Below are 18,874 nucleotides of genomic sequence, written 5' to 3' on the forward strand. Positions count from 1 at the left end.
CCTTCAGACTGTAGACAAAGAGGATGCTGCAAAACTGAGTTTTGCAGCATCCTTTCCTTTTTTCTAAGCTTCTTTTCTGATTTTTGTTAAAAAAGGCCTTTCTTTAGGCCATTTCTAAATCCCATTCTTGCTGTATTTTTGCTAGCTTCTTTAAATTCATACACGCAAAGGTAAGCGCAACCTTCATTACCATGCGCGCCTTACCATACATCTGTGTATATCTAAAACCATGATTCTCTTTAGCTGTTCCAAAGATTCTTTCAATGGTTTCTTTTCTGTGAGAGTATAAATCTTTCATTCCTAAGGTATGTCTTATGTCTTCACATGTTTCCATGTATTCTTCCCAGACATGACGAGTTACAATTTTTACATGATTCTTGCTGGCTGTACATTGTCCTAAGAACTCACACTTCTCACATATGTGACCACAGCTTTTGTATTCCTTATAACCATCTCTGTTTGTAGTGCTGTATTTTAATATCTGGTCATTAGGACAAATATAGCAGTCATTGTATTCATCATAGACATACTCATATTTCTTGAAGAATCCTTCTTTGGTCTGAGGTCTCTTGTATGGAAAAACTGGTTTGACTCCATCATCAAGAAGTAGCTTTGCAATGGCAGGAGTTTTATAACCTGCATCAACAACACATTTTTCCATACCAATGTCCTGAAGTTTATCATACAGACCTTTGAAAGTTCTGCTGTCATGCTCATTGCCAGGATTAACATCGAAGCCTAAAATCCACCCATTCTTATCACAAGCTGTTTCAATTCCATATGCAAAGACATGCTTGTGCTCACCTTTTCTAAACCATCCACTTTCGGGATCGGTAGTGCTACACTTGATTGTTTTACCATCCAAAGGAACATCATCAGTGTAATCCTCAAACTTATCATTACCACCTGACGAACCAGATGAGTGGTCATCATCGTCTTTATCTTTTAATGGCTTTTTACCATGAGCAGCTCTATCTGATAATATTTCTTTTCTCAGCATCTCCTCATAAAACAAAGCTTCCTGCTGCGCAATTCTTCGCTGCATTTTTTTATTGTTAGCCCTTGCTTTTACATGAGTTGCATCCACGAAAATTTCTGTTGGGTCAACAAGTTTAAAGCGATAGCATTCTTCCAAAATGTGCTGAAAGATTTGCTCAAATAAATCAGTACCTTCGAATCTTCTTGAATAGTTCTTTCCAAAGGTCGAAAAATGAGGAACCTTGTCATAGAGTTCTAGACCTAAGAACCATCTAAAAGCAACATTCACCTCAATCTCTTTTATAGTTTGGCGCATGCTTTTTATTCCGTATAAATATTGAATCAATGGGATTTTGATGAGAGTGACAGGGTCAATACTTGGACGGCCCTGATCAGGAGAATATTTATCTCTGACTAAATCATATATAAACGACCAATCAATAGCTTTATCAATGATTCTAAGAAGATGATCTTGAGGAACCAAATCATCTGTACATACAAATGCAATCTGCTTTCTAGCCTTCTCTTTTTGCTCTGTAATCATTATTCTAACCCCTTGTTTTGATAATTCTATTATACCAAAAAAGAGGAGAGAAAGCTTGAAAAATCAAGGCTTTATCATCATTTGGATATCCAAAAAATGAAAGAACTGGAGTCCGCTGACTCCAGTTCCTCCTTATTAAAAAGAAAAGGTCGCGGCGAAACCCGCGACACTTTGTCTACACTCTGAAGGGGCAGTGAGTAATCACTGCTCCTTTTTAAAGGTAAATTATTTATAAAAAAACTATAAAGCTTGTTGACAAATTTAGTGGGTAGGAGTAAATTAATCTCAGAATTAATTAGCACTCCAATCAAGTGAGTGCTAACAAAACAAAAGATAAGTATTTTCGAAGTGAGGTGAATGTATGGCTGATACAGAGCTTGATGAGAGAAAAGTTAAGATATTAAATGCGATTATCAAGAATTATTTAGAAACAGGCGAGCCAGTAGGTTCCCGTACAATTTCTAAATACACTGATTTGAATCTCAGTTCAGCCACTATTCGTAATGAGATGTCAGATCTTGAGGATTTGGGATATATAGTTCAGCCTCACACATCTGCAGGTCGTATTCCTTCTGATAAAGGTTACAGATTCTATGTTAATAATCTGATAGCAGAGAAGGATAAAGAAGTTGCAGACATGCAAGAGTGGATGATAGAAAAAACAGAGAAGATGGAAAATCTTCTTAAGAACGTAGCAAAGACACTTGCTAACAACACTCAGTATGCAACACTTGTTTCCGCACCTTCAGTTGTTTCAAATAAATTAAAGTTTGTTCAGCTTTCTGCTGTTGATGAACACCAGGTGCTTTCAGTAGTTGTTATGGATGGCAACATCGTTAAGAACAAAATTATCAATGTCGATAAGCCGCTTGATAATGAGACAATGCTAAAGCTTAACATGCTTCTTAACACAAATCTTAACGGACTTACAGTTGATGAGATTAATTTAGCACTCATCACTCGCCTAAAGGAGCAGGCAGGCATTCATGATGAAATCGTTTCTCAAGTGCTTGATACAGTAGCAACCACCATCACAGAAGGTGATGATTTACAGGTTTACACCTCAGGTGCTACAAATATTTTTAAGTATCCTGAACTTGCAGATTCAAAGAAAGCATCAGAGCTTCTTGATACATTTGAAGAAAAGCAATCACTGATGGAGCTTTTAAATGATAATGCTGATGGATCAGAAAATACAGGAATTCAGGTTTACATTGGTGACGAAAGCCCAATATCAACTATGAAGGATTGTTCGATAGTTACAGCAACATACGAGCTTGGCGATGGGGTTAAAGGAACCATTGGTATCGTCGGACCAAAACGTATGGACTACGAAAATGTTGTTGATAATATAAAAAGTCTTAAAGGCCAGCTTGATAAGCTACTTAAAAATGAGGCCGATAGGAACAAAGGATAAGATTTAAGGAGATGGAATTCGTGGCAGAGAATAAAGAAAAAATGGAAGAATTCTCTACTGAGGAAGCTGTTAAAGAGGCTGTTGAAAATGCTGAGGCTATGGCTGAGCAGGCAGCTGAGGAAGCTACTAAGCAGGATAACGCTTCTGAAGAAGTAAAAGAGGAAAAAGAGGAAAAAGAAGGCAAAAAGCCTTTTAAAAAGAAAGAAAAAAAGAAAGATAAGCGTGATGAGCAGATAGAACAGCTTAACGACAGAGTTATGCGTCAGATGGCTGAATTCGAAAACTTTAGACGTCGTACTGATGTTGAAAAGGCTCAGATGTTTGGAAATGGCGCAAAGGCCATTATAGAAAAGATTCTCCCTGTAGTAGACAATTTCGAAAGAGGTCTTGCTACAGTTGAGGAGGGGGCAGATCCATTTGCAGATGGAATGCTCATGATATATAAGCAATTGCTTACAACACTTGATGAGGCAGGAGTTAAGCCTATTGAGGCTGTAGGTCAGGAATTCAACCCAGATTTCCACAATGCCGTAATGCATGTGGATGATGAGGAAGTTGGCGAGAACATCGTCGTAGAAGAATTCCAAAAGGGCTACATGTACAACGATACAGTAGTTCGTCATTCAATGGTAAAGGTTGCAAACTAAGTATTAAATTAGGAGGATATAAATCATGGGAAAGATTATTGGTATCGATTTAGGAACAACTAACAGCTGTGTAGCTGTTATGGAAGGTGGAAAGCCAACAGTTATCGCAAATACAGAAGGTGCTAGAACAACACCATCTATCGTTGCATTTACAAAGACAGGTGAGAGACTTGTTGGTGAGCCAGCAAAGCGTCAGGCTGTTACAAATGCAGAAAAGACTATCGCTTCTATCAAGAGAGATATGGGTACAGATAATGGCCGTATCATCGACGACAAGAAGTACAGCCCACAGCAGATTTCAGCTATGATTCTTCAGAAGCTTAAGAGTGATGCTGAGAACTACCTTGGTGAGACAGTTTCAGAGGCAGTTATCACAGTACCAGCTTACTTCAATGATGCTCAGCGTCAGGCTACAAAGGATGCTGGTAAGATTGCAGGTCTTGATGTAAAGCGTATCATCAACGAGCCTACAGCAGCAGCCCTTGCTTATGGTCTTGATAACGAGCAGGAGCAGAAGATTATGGTATACGATCTTGGTGGTGGTACATTTGATGTATCTATCATTGAAATCGGTGATGGTGTTATCGAGGTTCTTGCTACAGCTGGTAACAACAGACTTGGTGGTGATGATTTCGATCAGAAGATTACAGATTGGATGCTTTCAGAGTTTAAGGCAGCTGAGGGTGTAGATCTTTCAACAGATAAGATGGCTCTTCAGAGACTTAAGGAAGCAGCTGAGAAGGCTAAGAAGGAGCTTTCATCTGCTACAACTACAAACATTAACCTTCCATTCATCACAGCTACAGCAGAAGGTCCAAAGCACTTTGATATGAACCTTACACGTGCTAAGTTCGATGAGTTAACACACGATTTAGTAGAGGCTACAGCAGGTCCTGTTAACCAGGCTCTTAAAGATGCTGGTCTTAACGCATCAGAGCTTTCTAAGGTACTTCTTGTTGGTGGTTCTACAAGAATCCCAGCAGTTCAGGATAAGGTAAAGGCTCTTACAGGACACGAGCCAAGCAAGACATTAAATCCAGATGAGTGCGTAGCTATCGGTGCTTCTATCCAGGGTGGTAAGCTCGCTGGCGATGCTGGTGCAGGCGATATCCTTCTTCTTGATGTAACACCACTTTCACTTTCAATCGAGACAATGGGTGGTATTGCTACAAGACTTATCGAGAGAAATACAACTATCCCTACAAAGAAGAGCCAGATCTTCTCTACAGCAGCTGATAACCAGACAGCAGTTGATATCAACGTTGTACAGGGTGAGCGTCAGTTTGCTAAGGATAACAAGTCACTTGGACAGTTCAGACTTGATGGTATTCCACCAGCAATGAGAGGTGTACCACAGATCGAGGTTACATTTGATATTGATGCTAACGGTATCGTTAACGTATCTGCTAAGGATCTTGGAACAGGTAAGGAGCAGCACATTACAATCACAGCTGGTTCTAACATGTCTGATGAAGATATCGATAAGGCAGTTAAAGAGGCTCAGGAGTATGAGGCTCAGGATAAGAAGCGTAAGGAAGCAGTTGATACAAGAAACGATGTTGAGAGCTTTGTATTCCAGACAAAGAAGGCTCTTGATGAAGTAGGCGACAAGATCGACGCAGCTGATAAGGCAGCAGTTGAGGCTGATATCGAGGCAGCTCAGAAGCTACTTGACCAGTACAGCACTCCAGAGGAGATGAGCGATTCTCAAATCGGAGAGCTTAAGGCTGCTCAGGAGAAGCTTACAGAGTCAGCTCAGAAGGTATTTGCTAAGATGTACGAGCAGACACAGCAGGCACAGGGCGGTGCTGCAGGTGCAGGCCCAGATATGAGCCAGTTTACAGGAGCAGGCGCTGGTGCAGGAGCAGGTGCTCAGGGCCCAGCAAACGACGACGTTGTAGACGCTGACTTCAAGGAAGTTTAATTTGTAAATATGATATGCTGTGAAATAGTTGCAATAACTTGGCAAGCGCGAGTAGGGGAGTGCCATGCCGAGCATGGGAAGGACCTACACCGGCGGGAGGGTTCCCATGCGAAGGTATGGAGGGTGCCCTACGGGAGCATGAAAGAGTGAATTGCTATTTCACGGCATTTTAATATGTAAAGGATTGATAAACAATGGCAGAACAAAAACGTGATTATTATGAGGTCCTTGGGGTTTCCAAGACAGCCTCAGATAGTGAGCTTAAAAGTGCATATAGAAAGCTCGCAAAGAAGTATCACCCAGATATGAACCCAGGTGATGCAGAAGCTGAGAAGAAGTTTAAAGAGGCTTCTGAAGCTTATGCAATCCTTTCAGATCCAGATAAGAGACGTCAATACGATCAGTTTGGCCATGCAGCATTTGAAAATGGCGGTGGCGGCGCTGGTGGATTCGACTTCTCAGGTATGGATTTCGGTGATATCTTTGGCGATATTTTTGGTAGCTTCTTTGGTGGTGGCGGTCGTGCATCTAATGGCCCAATGCGTGGAGCAAATCTACGTGCAGCTGTTCACATCACATTTGAAGAAGCAGCTTTTGGCTGTGAAAAAGAGCTTGAAATCGTTCTTAAGGACGAATGTGCAGCTTGTCATGGTTCTGGTGCAAAGCCTGGAACAAGCAAACGTACATGTACAAAGTGTGGTGGTAAGGGACGTGTAATGATGTCTCAGCAGTCACTCTTTGGAATGGTTCAGAATGTTACTACTTGTCCTGATTGTCATGGAAGTGGACAGGTTATCGATACTCCATGTCCTGATTGTAACGGAACAGGTTATGTTGCTCGTAAGAAAAAGATTTCTGTATCAATTCCTGCAGGTATTGATAATGGTCAAAGCGTTCGTATCCGCGAAAAGGGTGAGCCAGGCAGAAATGGTGGCCCACGAGGTGATTTACTTGTAGAGGTAATCGTAGCAAATCACCCTATTTTCCAACGTAGAGATATGGATATCTATTCATCAGCACCAATATCATTTGCACAGGCAACACTTGGTGGTGAAGTAATTATTGATACACTAGATGGAAAGGTAAGCTACGAGGTCAAGCCTGGAACTCAAACTGACACTACAATCAGACTTCGTGGTAAGGGAATCCCTTCACTTAGAAATAGAAATGTTCGTGGCGACCAATACGTTACACTTGTTGTTCAAGTTCCTACAGGACTTTCAAAGGACGCAAAAGAAGCTCTTCGCAAGTTTGATGAGCTCACAGGCAACACCATCTCTGGCGGTCCTAAGGCTGTAAAGTCAGAGAAAAAGAAAAAAGGTTTTGCTGGCAAAATCAAAGATGCTATAGATGATTTATAAAATAAAGCTCTCCTAATTGGTAAATCAATAGGAGAGCTTTTGTTATAGAATAACGCGTAGATGAAATGCAATGGGTATAATGTAATATAGTGGCGCTATTCAGAAAATTAGTGTGAGAATATTGTGAAATACAGGAAAGATACCTTGTATTTTTAAAAATTTTCTATAACATGAGTCCTAGTCAGAAAATTTGGTATAGCCAAATGTATTAAGGAGGACGTTATAAATGAAAAAGAAACAGATTATGGCACTTATGATGGCGTTAGCTATTTCTGGAGCTGTTGGTGTATCAACAGTTAATGTTGATGCAGCTGGTTTAACTCAGGCGACAGACGCGTCTACTGTAGTTTATAGACAATTGTCAAAATCAGACATAAATATTTTGAAGGACTTATTTGACTTTGAATACTATAAAGCTGCAAACCCAGAACTGGTTGTATCTTTAGGTGATAACTATAATAGATTATTTGAACATTTCTGCAAGTGCGGTGTATTTGAAGGCCGTACATGTAATCCTAATTTTGATCCTGCTGCATATGCTTCTGCTTATGGAGATTTAAAGGAAAAATATGGAACAGATATTATGAAATACTATCAGCATTACGCTGCATTTGGAGCTGAAGAATCAAGAACATTAACTACTATAGCAGCATGTGCTGAGGCAGGAATTACTGTTGAAGGTTTGGTAAATGAAGATGTTAGAATTTCGCCAGTAGTTTACAAACTAGCGCTAATCCTTGGAACAAATGATTTCCATACAGTTCAGACAGCATTGACAAATGCGTCAAGTGGTTCAAGTAGCAGTTCATCTGGAAGTAGTTCTTCAGGCAGCAGTTCAACTGAAAGAACTATTATTCAAACCGCAAGAGGTACCTATGTATTGATGCCTGAGGGTGGAGATGATGAGGCTTATGCAAAGGCTAATGGATTGACAAAAGTTGGCACTATTTCTGTTGGTGAAAACTATAATTCTAGGGGTGAACGTAGATATTATAATGACTTTAATATTTTTATAGTTAAAGGTGATACTGGGTATGCAGCCTATGATGACAAATATCCGCTTGAATCAATTGGACAAATGAATAATTTGATATATAGAACGAATGATTATAGTGGAACTCCAGTAGAAACTGTAGGTTTTTATAAAATAGCTTTACAAAATCAAGCATTGAAGGAGGAAGATCGAAAAACTGATTCTGATTATACAGGAAAGGAATACTATGAGCGTACAGGTGAAGCAACATCTTCTGACATTGGTAATGGTAACACAATTAGCTCGCACTATTATTATCAAAGGGAGAAAACTCATCATTTAAGCTATCGTGGATCTTTAAATACTCCTGAAGGACAGACTGCAACAGATTATATAACTGAAGAGAACAAGGCGGTTGGTTATTATACTAATAAAGAGGGAACGGAGATTCATAGGTTTGCTGATGAAAAGGAGAAGTCTGAGTTTTTTGGAGGAAGTCATATCTTTTCATCGGGAGAGAGCTTTGTTGGTGTTGACACCAAAGGTGATGAAGACACAACTTATGACGTAGGAATTGAAATTAAACAAAATGAAGACGGTTCTCTTGCTTCAGTGACGATAGGAGTATCAAGTGATGAAACAGGATTTGGATATGTTAGTACAAAAACAGCAGAGGAATTAGCAGATCCTGATACACAACAAAATGAATCATCTGATTCTTCACAAGGTGAATCTTCTGACACTCAAGAAGGAGAGTAAAAATACAATCCCGAAAAACTTATGTTTTTCGGGATTTTTTTAGTAGTACTGTACTTTGATGGCAAAGTGATATTTTTAGAATCGAGACTTGTCCTTTCTTAAACTGGTTGATAAAGTAGATATAAGTAACATAATAAATGAAAATGATGAAGCATATAAAGCAGTCTTTGAAAAAGCAGGTTTGATAGTATTATCAAAAGATGAGACTGAAGATAGATTATAGAAATTGACGCCTAGTACTGTTTTGTATATTTAGGCGTCAGCGAATCAATTAAAACACTCCTTGCCTGGAAGTAATTGGAAGTAACTAATGGGATTTATAAATAAAGGTGATATACTGAATTTATGGAGATACTTCTTGTAATTGATATGCAACAAAAATATATGAATAGCTATGAGCCTGATTTAATCATGCGAGTTAATAACAGGATTAAAGAGGCTGTTGAAGCAGATGTACCTGTTGTATATGTAAGAAATGTAGGGAAAATCGAAAATATAGATAATTACAATCTTGCGGATGACCTTGATATAGTATCAGATTGCAGTTTTACTAAAAGATGGCCTAGCGCATTTTCATCAGAAGAGTTTGTATCATTTATCGAATGTCTAAATGTAGATGTCATTAATATGGTGGGCATAGATGGAAGATGTTGTGTTGCACGCACTGCTATGGATGCAGTAAAGAGAGGCTATACGACAAAAATCTATCTTGACTCGGTAGCTGCCATGAATGACAATTTCTACTTGAAAGAGCTTCCTGAAATGAGGGATGCAGGAGTAGAAATTATTGCTGATTAATAGGGAATGATTGGGGGAATAATGCAAAACACAGAGTTCGAAAAGAGCCGGAGATTCTATGAGAATAAAGTGGCTCCTATGATAAAAGAAAAATTTCCAGAATATGAATCAAGAATAGCAGTGGGATTAGCAGGCGAGGGTTCCGATTGCTTTGGCTATGATGATTACATGTCTAGAGACCACGATTTTGGTACTGGTGTATGCTTATGGCTTACGGATGAAGACTTTGATGAAATAGGATGCCTTTTATCTATTGCATATAATGAACTAGCAATGCAATATGGTGGTGAAAATCTTACCGAACGACTTCAAGAAAGAAGAGGAGTTATGACTATAAGGTCGTTTTACTCAAACATTCTTTATATTGATTGCAATACAAAGGAATGTATTATTACGGAAAACGATTGGCTTAGTTTAGAGCATAGCTGCCTTGCTACAGCAACAAATGGTGAGATTTTCAGAGATGACTTAGGCGAGTTTACTAGATTTAGAAATTTTCTTTTAAGTTATTATCCTGATAGCATCTGGAGAAGAAGAATAGTTAATGAGCTCCATCAGTTTTCTGCTGCACTTCAGGTAAACTATGCTAGATGTATGACTAGAAATGATATAGTGGCCGCTGAACTTTGTAGATCAAAAGGTCTTGAGGCTGCTATGGAGCTATATTTCTTGCTCAATAGAAAGTTTGCGCCATATTATAAATGGACTTATAAAGCTTTATCTGAGCTAGATAATGATGGGGAGTATGCAATGCTAATCAAAAAGCTTGCTTCTACTATAAGTGATGATGCTGCCTGGAGATTTAATGCATATAATCCGAGAAATATAAATATGAAGGATAATGTAATAGCTACGGCAGAGGAAATAGCAAAAGTCCTGGTTAATCTTTTGAAGAGGAATAATCTTATAGAGGGGAATGACTCATACTTAGAAATTTACATTAATGATATATTGAAAGAAGTTGGTTAAGATGGAAATCTCTGAAACCGCAAAGCTGCTTTTTGATTTGATATGAATCATAAAGCAGCTTTTTTAATTTTATTGGTGACAATTCATTAAAGAAGGTCTATAATACACATTAACGATTTAACGCGTTAAAGTAGCAAAGAGTTTAACGCTATAATACTATTTTGTCGCATAATACATTTTCAATATAATTTCGACAAAAGAAAGAAGGTACAAAATGACCCCAGAAGCGTACATGGATGAGTTACTTCTAAGATACAAATCAAACTTTGATATTACAAAAAATTTTGAAATGGATTCTGAGGTTTTTCCTGCCTATGCATTCTTCAGTTCTTTCGGAGAAAGATATGTATTAAAAAAAGAAGCAAAACTATGGGCAATAAAGGCATATGAACATGTCTTTTTTATAAAGGAGCAGGAGGTATCTGTAGATAAACTTAATGAAATAAAGAGGTTTATCGAAGAATCGGCGGAGCCTTGTCTTGTAAGAAATAATCAGAAATACCCAGAAAAAGATCACATGTGCAGTTATCTTACATTTGTGATTATATCTGATAAAACACCAGATAAAGAAACACAAAAAGCAATCAGAAAGTTCAATTTTGATAAGGGCTACCTGTTTAATTTTAGGGGTCACAGTGAAGGGCGAGTAATAGTTGCCAGTCTCGATACTAATTCTGTTTGCACTAGCAGAACCGGGAAAGAGCTTCGAAAAATATTCGAAGATGCTTTTATAAACAAAAAAAGGTTAGCATAACAAGGAGGAAAAAACGTTATGAATTCAGCAGTATTACTTATTGCAAGTATCTTAATTCTGGTCGCCGGATATGTTTTTTACGGCGGATGGCTTGCTAAACAATGGGGAATTGATGTTAATCGCAAAACCCCAGCTCACGAACTAGAGGATGGCATGGATTATGTTCCAGCAAAAACACCTGTAGTTATGGGACATCACTTTTCATCAATCGCAGGTGCAGGTCCTATCAACGGCCCAATTCAGGCAGCTGTTTTTGGATGGGTTCCTGTTTTACTTTGGGTTCTTATCGGAGGTATTTTCTTCGGCGGTGTCCATGATTTTGGCGCACTATTTGCATCTCTTCGTCACAAAGGACAGTCTATTGGCGAAATCATTGACGATTCAATGGGTAGAAAAGCAAAAAAGCTTTTTATTACTTTTAGTTATCTAACACTTATATTGGTAGTAGCAGCATTCAGTTCAATTGTCGCAAGTACTTTTGGCTCAACAACAGCAGCAGGTGTTGCTGTAGAAGGAGCTGCACTTGTAGCTAATGAGTCTACAGCAATGATTTCTATTTTATTCATTGCACTTGCTATGGTATTTGGATTTTTCGTTTACAGAAAAAACGCTAATATCGGAATAGCTTCAGTAGCAGGATGTATTGGAATTATCGCTATTGTAGCTATTGGCCTTAACTTCCATCCAATTTCACTTTCATATAATACATGGATGTGGGTTGTAGGAGCATATATCCTTGTAGCATCTGTTACACCTGTATGGATTTTGCTTCAGCCAAGAGATTACCTTAGCTCATTCTTACTATATTTCATGATAGCTGCAGGCGTTATAGCGGTACTTGGTGCAGTATTTACAGGACATGGTGAGTTTGCTGTTCCAGCAATGGGTGATGCATCTCTTAAGGGAACAGGCGTATTTACAACAGGTACAGCTTTCCCAGCATTATTTGTAACAATAGCTTGTGGTGCAATTTCAGGCTTCCATTCACTTGTATCATCAGGTACATCATCAAAGCAGCTTGATAACGAAAAAAATGCAAAGCCTGTTGCTTATGGCTCTATGCTTATCGAGTGTATGGTAGCAGTAATTTCACTTTGTGCTATCGGCTTTGTATGGAAATCTGCATCTGATGGAACTTACGCAAGTCCAACTCAGGTATTCGCAGGTGGTCTTTCTGCAATGTTTGCATCATTTGCTCCTGGTATTCAAAACATTATGTATCAGATGCTTATTCTTGCAGTTTCAATTTTCTGCCTTACATCACTTGATACAGCTACACGTCTTGCAAGATACATGTTCCAGGAATTCTTTGTTGAGCAGGGACAGACAGCAAAGGATCTTACAGGATATAAGAAGGTTCTTGCTAACCCTTATGTATCTACAGGTATAACCGTAGTTTTGGGTGTAAGCCTTGGTATGACAGGATACACTAAAATTTGGCCACTCTTTGGTGCTGCCAACCAGCTTCTTGCTGCAGTAGGTCTTCTTGCTGTATGTACATGGCTTGGAAGCGTTGGTAAAAACAATAAGATGTTCTATGTTCCTATGGTATTCATGCTTGCTGTAACTATTTGCTCACTTGTTCAGACTATCACAGCAAAGCTTACAGTTTACAACGCAGGAGAAGCAGATGGCTGGGCTCTTGTTCAGGCTGCAATCGCTGTACTTCTTGTGATACTTTCACTTGTACTTGCAACAATCGCAGGAAAAACTCTTTATGAGCAGCATGTTAATAAGGCTAGCCGTAATAAGGAAGAGGAAGAGAAAGCAGCTTAATTGTTTTGTCAGCAAGAAGTCATACCTATTTGATTTACAAAAATGTGGATGAAACATATTATTACAGTCGTTTTTGCAAGTTTTGGCTGTTTCTTTAATTGATGTAAAAAATATCAAAGGTGTAAAATTAATCCAGAGGAGAAATCCTCTGGATTTTTTTAGCAAAACTATTATTCAATAATACGAGTATATTACTCTTTGATATCAGGAGGAATTTATGTTACAGGAATCAATTAAGAAATTAGTTCAATATGGGATTGATGCAGGGCTTACACCAGAGTGTGAGCGAATCTATACTACAAATTTATTGCTAGATTGCATGAAGGAAGATGAGTATACCGACCCGGATTGTGATTTAAAAAATATCGTTTTAGAGGATGTTTTAAAGGATTTGCTTGATGAAGCAGTGAAAAGAGGCATCATTGAAGATTCAGTGACATACAGGGATTTATTTGATACAAAGCTTATGAATTGCCTTTGCCCTAGACCATCACAGGTGATAGATAAATTTAATGATATATATAAGAATAGTGGGGCTGAGGCTGCCACAGATTATTTCTATAATTTGAGTCGCAGCTCTGATTATATTCGTACATACAGGGTAAAAAAGGACTTAAAGTGGACCACAGAAACTGATTACGGAACACTTGATATCACTATCAATCTTTCTAAGCCGGAGAAGGATCCAAAGGCTATCGCTGCAGCGAAAAATGCCAAGCAGTCAGCTTATCCAAAGTGTCAGCTATGTATGGAAAACGAGGGGTATGCCGGCAGAACAAATCATCCTGCCAGAGAGAATCATCGTATAATTCCAATCACTATTAATGACAGCAAATGGGGATTTCAATATAGCCCATACGTTTATTACAATGAGCACTGTATAGTTTTTAATGGCATACATACGCCTATGAAAATAGAGCGAGCTACATTTGTAAAGCTTTTTGATTTTATAAAGCTATTTCCACATTATTTCCTAGGAAGTAATGCAGACCTTCCAATCGTAGGTGGTTCTATTCTCAGTCATGACCATTTCCAGGGTGGTCACTATACATTTGCTATGGAAAAGGCTCCTATAATTAAAGAATTTACAGTTAAAGGCTTTGAGGATGTGAAGGCTGGTATTGTTAAATGGCCACTTTCGGTAATCAGATTACAGTGCAAGGATGAAAAGCGAATCATCGATTTAGCAGAGCATATCCTAAATGCTTGGCGAGGATACACTGATGAGGCCGCATTTATCTTTGCTGAGACTGATGGAGAAAAGCACAATACAATCACACCTATCGCAAGAAAACGCGGAGACTTATTTGAACTTGACCTTGCTCTTAGAAACAACATTACAACAGAAGAGCATCCACTTGGAGTTTATCATCCTCATGCGCATCTTCATCATATTAAGAAAGAAAACATCGGCCTGATTGAAGTTATGGGACTTGCAGTTTTGCCTAGCCGACTTAAAGGCGAGATGGAGCAGCTTGCAGATTCTATTGTTAACGGCAAGGATTTACGCAGTGATGAGGCTCTTGCAAAGCATGTTGATTGGGTAGATGAGTTCTCAAAGAATTACGACAAGATAGATGAGAGCAATGTTCATGAAATTCTTAAGCAGGAAATAGGTAAGGTTTTCTGCGAAGTGTTAGAGTGTGCTGGAGTTTATAAAAACACAAAAGAGGGTATGGATGCGTTTATGCGATTTGTAGAAGTGTTATAAACGGCAGGATATACCAACGAGTTGCCAACAACGATTCATCGCATTATAATAACTACATGATTAAATCTAAGATTAAAAAAGAAGAACGACAGCAGTTTTATCAATCAAAATTTGAGTATTTTAAGAAGGTAAGCGGATACTCGGCAATGCTAATTGGCATTCTGGAGATGATGTATTTCTATTCTGATTGCCAGTTGTTTGGGCGATTTGCATATGAGACAATCATTCCCAGATTTTCCATAATCATACCAATGATTGTATTTTGGACTTTGTATCCTCGCATAAAGACATATGTCGGTGGCGTGCTATTGTATTACATAATGCCCCATGCGGCAATGTGGTGTACCATATGGGCTATTTGGTACCTGCCAAATAGAGATTTTGCAAGAGAAGGCTTCATTATAATGCATTTTGCATTTTTGGCCATAGGCCTTGCAATGCCTTTAAAGTATCATGCAATTATACATGCTATTTTGTTGTTCAATATTATCATTTCAAATACTTTTAATCATTATGAGACATTTCCGCTAATGATTTCATTGGCTTTACCATTGTATATCGGCGTTATCATAATGCTTTACATATTTGATACATCCTATGCAGATCAATATCTTATCAGGCAAAAGCTGGTGCTCAGCTCTATTTCAGATGAGCTTACAGGTACATTTAATCGATATAAAATAGATCAGTTAATAGATAAGAGGACAGAAGCCTTCGTCTTTAATCAGGATGTGGTGCTTTTGATGTTTGATATCGATTATTTTAAAAAAGTAAACGATACATACGGTCACGATGCTGGCGATAGAATACTTCAGTTCGTTACATCTGAAATCAGAAGTCAGATATATGGACGAGATTTTATTATCCGTTGGGGTGGTGAAGAGTTTATTGTCATCCTGGTAGATTACACTATCGAACAAGCTAAGGCGCTTGCAGAGAAGCTTAGAGTAGATGTGGAAAGTTCAAATAATGGAATATGCCCGGTAACCATTTCTATAGGCCTTTGCAAATACACGCCAAATGAAAACTATCATGATACAATCAGCAAGGCTGATCAAGCTTTATATTATGCAAAAGAGCATGGCAGAAACATGGTAGTAAATTACCATGAACTTTAATTATAAGCAGTCTAGATGTTATTTCTAGACTGCTTTTTTCTTTTTAAATTCTTTTCATAACCTTCCTTTAATCTTCCAGCTACCTTCACTTTACATTCACTTTGGAGCAATAAAGTAAGACCATCAAAACAACCAAGATAGTTTGAAGGAGGCGAGCATATGGGACAGATTCAAAAAGTATTTAATAGATACGAAAAAAAGTTTTTATTAGATGAAGAAACATATACAGCTTTCAAAGCTGAGTTGGATGAGTATATGGAAGAAGATGAATATGGGTTACATACCATAAGAAATATCTATTACGACACACCAACAGATGAATTGATTAGAACATCTATTGAAGGACCAAAATACAAAGAAAAGTTCAGAGTTCGTTGCTATGGCAGGCCAACCTATGACAGCATGTGTTTCCTTGAAATAAAGAAAAAATACAAGGGGCTTGTAAACAAAAGAAGAGTAGCGATTCCGATGGAGGAAGCTGAACAGTATTTAATCGAAGGAAAGCTTCCATCAAATCCTAATCAGATTTTCAAAGAAATCGATTATTTTTTTAGTCACTATACATTAGAGCCAAAGAGATACATAGCTTATGACCGAATTGCAATGTTTGGTAAAGAAGATCCGGAGTTTAGAGTGACTTTTGATATCAACATTCGAAGCAGGGATTTTAATTTGACACTATACAGTGATGAGGATAATGATTATCTTCTGAAAAAAGGCCAAAGACTTATGGAGGTAAAGATTTCTGAGGCAATGCCACTTTGGTTTGCAAGGCTTCTATCGAAGTATGAAATATATCCTACATCCTTTTCAAAATACGGAAATTTCTATAAAAGACAGGTTGCAATGAGTAAAAATGAACCTATCAAAGAAGCGGTTGCACCTTCAAAAATAAAAGCAGTTATATAAAGTAAAAATATTTGGAATTAGTTTAAAGGAGTACAAATTATGGAATCAGTTTTAACAGCATTATCTACAACAACAGAGGCGGGAATCACAACAAGTCTTGCCGTAACTTATTCGGTGGTAGCAGGAATACTAGGCCTGATTATCTCCCTTACATACATGAAAACAGGAACAAAGATTTCCAAAAACTTTGCCAGAACACTGATTACACTGCCTATTTTAGTATGTATCGTACTTTTGGTGGTAAATGGCAATTTTGGAACATCTATCGCTGTACTTGGAGCATTTTCACTAGTAAGATTTAGATCATTGCAGGGAAGTTCAAGAGATATAAGTTTTATTTTCTTTTCTATGACAATTGGTATAGTATGTGCTATAGGAGAACTTGCACTTGCAACAATCCTGGCTCTTGTAATCTGTATTATCTATTTTGTTCTTGATGCAATCAAATACGGAGCAACAAGTGCTGATGAGAAGGATTTGAGAGTAACAATCCCAGAGAACCTTGATTATAGCGATATTTTTGATGATCTATTTGAAAAATATACAAGCTCACACAAGCTATTAGCTGTTAAAACAACTAATATGGGTTCAATGTATGAAATTAACTACAGAATCAAACTTCAGAACGAAAAGGATGAGAAGAAGTTCTTAGATGAAATCAGAATGAGAAATGGAAATCTTACTGTAATTTGTGGTAGATGTGATGTGAATGAAGCAGAGGAGTTGTAATTATGAAGAGACGAATAGTAATGAGCATACTTTCAGCAATGTTAATAGCATCTCTTGTGGCCTGTGGCTCAAATAATAGTTCTACAGATAGTGCATCTGAAAGCACAACGGAGACCACAGAGGCAGCCCAAGTAGAGGGCGTTGCATCTGAAAGTGTGGAAGCATCCACTGAATATAATGTACTTACAATAAAGACTGACTGGGAAGAAGCAGCGACTATAACATTTTCCGAAAGTGGAATGACTATAGATGGCACTGGTGCCAGCGATGAGGACGGCGTTTTATACATAACTGAGGGTGGCGCATACACTTTAACAGGCACTTCATCAGCTTGCTCAATCGTGATTAATACTGAAGACAATGTAAAGCTTATATTAAATGGCGTTGATCTTACAAGCACAAATGGTCCAGTTATCTATGGTGCTCAGGTGAAGAATCTTTATATAGAGCTTGCAGAAGGTACAGAGAATACACTTACTGATAGCAGCGAATATGCAACAGATTCAGAGACTGGCGAGGAGATAGGAAAGGGCGTAATATCTTGCGAGGATGATATAATTGTTCTTGGTGAGGGCACATTAAACATCACTGCAAATCATAAGCATGGTATTACTTCTGATGACAAGATTTACATTGAAGCCGGCACCATCAATATCACTTCAAATGGAACTGACGGCATCAATGCCAACGATCTTGTATGTATAGATGGAGGTAACATCGACATCACTTCGGTCAGTGATCTTATCGAAAGCGAGGACATGTTTGTAATCACTGGAGGAACGATTACAGGAAACAGCGAGGATGAAGGCATTGAGGCCAAGGGAAATCTATATATAAATGGTGGCTCAATTAACATAACAGCCGTAGATGATGGCTTGAATGCAGGTAACTACATCGAAATCAACGACGGTGAGGTTACAGTTACTAGTACAAATGGTGACGCTATCGACAGTAACGGAAACTATGATGGCTGTATCACAATTAATGGCGGTACAATTAATGCAACAGGTGCTGATGTTCCGGAAGGTGGACTTGATGCTGACCAGGCATCAGTAATCATCAATGGAGGTACAGTCACCGCATCAGGCGGAACTAACAGCCCTATCACAGAAAATGGCGGCGAAGTAAATATTACAGGTGATACCAACGCTGGAATGGGACAAGGTGGTCCAGGAATGGGCGGCGGCCGCGGCCAAATGCCAGAAGGTGAGTTGCCAGAAGATTTTGACGGAACAAAGCCACAGATGAATGGTGGCGGTCCAAGAGGCCAAATGCAACAGGATACAAGCGAGGAAAGTACAAACTAACACAAAGCTCTGTTACCATTCACAGTTGCCGTAAGAATATGACGCCCTCAACCCTGCAGTGACCTCCAGTATACACATGGCGCATTGCAAGAATATTGCGCTTTTCTAATGGGCCATTTATGCATCTTTATTTACATGTGTCTTTTGCAGGCCTGTACAATTTTGAAAAAGGTTTTTGGTTGGCGGACACACAACCTAGT

At 38.5% G+C, this 18,874-nt stretch carries 15 protein-coding genes; 14 read left to right on the forward strand and 1 reads right to left on the reverse strand.

Annotation, left to right across the window (positions count from 1 at the left end):
• Positions 1–103: 103 nt before the first annotated feature.
• A complete protein-coding gene (locus T498_RS15820) occupies positions 104–1,522 on the reverse strand; it encodes an IS1182 family transposase (RefSeq protein WP_155951011.1) in 1,419 nt (472 codons plus the stop codon).
• A 361-nt stretch (positions 1,523–1,883) separates the two neighbouring features.
• Between T498_RS15820 and hrcA the strand changes: the two genes are divergently transcribed.
• The 14 genes from hrcA to T498_RS15840 all read left to right on the forward strand — a co-directional run bounded on the left by hrcA (position 1,884) and on the right by T498_RS15840 (position 18,674).
• Positions 1,884–2,939: a heat-inducible transcriptional repressor HrcA gene (gene hrcA / locus T498_RS0112755; protein ID WP_028236253.1), complete on the forward strand. Its 1,056-nt coding sequence runs from the start codon at positions 1,884–1,886 to the stop codon at positions 2,937–2,939.
• An 11-nt stretch (positions 2,940–2,950) separates the two neighbouring features.
• Positions 2,951–3,586, forward strand: coding sequence for a nucleotide exchange factor GrpE (gene grpE / locus T498_RS0112760; protein WP_197019971.1), 636 nt, complete (start codon positions 2,951–2,953; stop codon positions 3,584–3,586).
• A gap of 25 nt (positions 3,587–3,611) precedes the next feature.
• Positions 3,612–5,510, forward strand: coding sequence for a molecular chaperone DnaK (gene dnaK / locus T498_RS0112765; RefSeq protein ID WP_028236255.1), 1,899 nt, complete (start codon positions 3,612–3,614; stop codon positions 5,508–5,510).
• Between the two features lie 194 nt (positions 5,511–5,704).
• Positions 5,705–6,871 carry a molecular chaperone DnaJ gene (gene dnaJ / locus T498_RS0112770; protein WP_028236256.1) on the forward strand — a complete coding sequence of 389 codons (1,167 nt, stop codon included), beginning with the start codon at positions 5,705–5,707 and terminating at the stop codon, positions 6,869–6,871.
• 226 nt (positions 6,872–7,097) lie between these two features.
• Positions 7,098–8,603 (forward strand): hypothetical protein, encoded by a 1,506-nt coding sequence (locus T498_RS0112775; RefSeq protein WP_028236257.1) that lies wholly within the window; start codon positions 7,098–7,100, stop codon positions 8,601–8,603.
• A 345-nt stretch (positions 8,604–8,948) separates the two neighbouring features.
• Entirely contained in the window at positions 8,949–9,401 is a 453-nt protein-coding gene (locus T498_RS0112780) for a cysteine hydrolase family protein (protein WP_028236258.1), read from the forward strand.
• Between the two features lie 21 nt (positions 9,402–9,422).
• Positions 9,423–10,370: a DUF4037 domain-containing protein gene (locus T498_RS15825; RefSeq protein WP_051524786.1), complete on the forward strand. Its 948-nt coding sequence runs from the start codon at positions 9,423–9,425 to the stop codon at positions 10,368–10,370.
• Positions 10,371–10,584: 214 nt separating this feature from the next.
• Positions 10,585–11,124, forward strand: coding sequence for a hypothetical protein (locus T498_RS15830; protein ID WP_051524788.1), 540 nt, complete (start codon positions 10,585–10,587; stop codon positions 11,122–11,124).
• 18 nt (positions 11,125–11,142) lie between these two features.
• Positions 11,143–12,900, forward strand: coding sequence for a carbon starvation CstA family protein (locus T498_RS0112795; RefSeq protein ID WP_028236259.1), 1,758 nt, complete (start codon positions 11,143–11,145; stop codon positions 12,898–12,900).
• Between the two features lie 217 nt (positions 12,901–13,117).
• On the forward strand, positions 13,118–14,611 hold the full coding sequence (galT, locus tag T498_RS0112800) for a UDP-glucose--hexose-1-phosphate uridylyltransferase (protein WP_028236260.1): 1,494 nt from the start codon (positions 13,118–13,120) through the stop codon (positions 14,609–14,611).
• Positions 14,612–14,667: 56 nt separating this feature from the next.
• Complete coding sequence (locus T498_RS16375) at positions 14,668–15,729, forward strand: GGDEF domain-containing protein (RefSeq protein WP_051524791.1); 1,062 nt, start codon at positions 14,668–14,670, stop codon at positions 15,727–15,729.
• Between the two features lie 159 nt (positions 15,730–15,888).
• Positions 15,889–16,638, forward strand: a complete 750-nt coding sequence (locus tag T498_RS0112810; RefSeq protein WP_028236261.1) for a polyphosphate polymerase domain-containing protein — start codon at positions 15,889–15,891, stop codon at positions 16,636–16,638.
• A gap of 39 nt (positions 16,639–16,677) precedes the next feature.
• Positions 16,678–17,367: a DUF4956 domain-containing protein gene (locus T498_RS0112815; RefSeq protein ID WP_051524793.1), complete on the forward strand. Its 690-nt coding sequence runs from the start codon at positions 16,678–16,680 to the stop codon at positions 17,365–17,367.
• 2 nt (positions 17,368–17,369) lie between these two features.
• Positions 17,370–18,674 carry a carbohydrate-binding domain-containing protein gene (locus tag T498_RS15840; protein WP_051524795.1) on the forward strand — a complete coding sequence of 435 codons (1,305 nt, stop codon included), beginning with the start codon at positions 17,370–17,372 and terminating at the stop codon, positions 18,672–18,674.
• Positions 18,675–18,874 lie beyond the last annotated feature (200 nt).

Source organism: Pseudobutyrivibrio sp. MD2005 (assembly GCF_000621865.1).
Classification (GTDB): Bacteria; Bacillota; Clostridia; order Lachnospirales; family Lachnospiraceae; genus Pseudobutyrivibrio.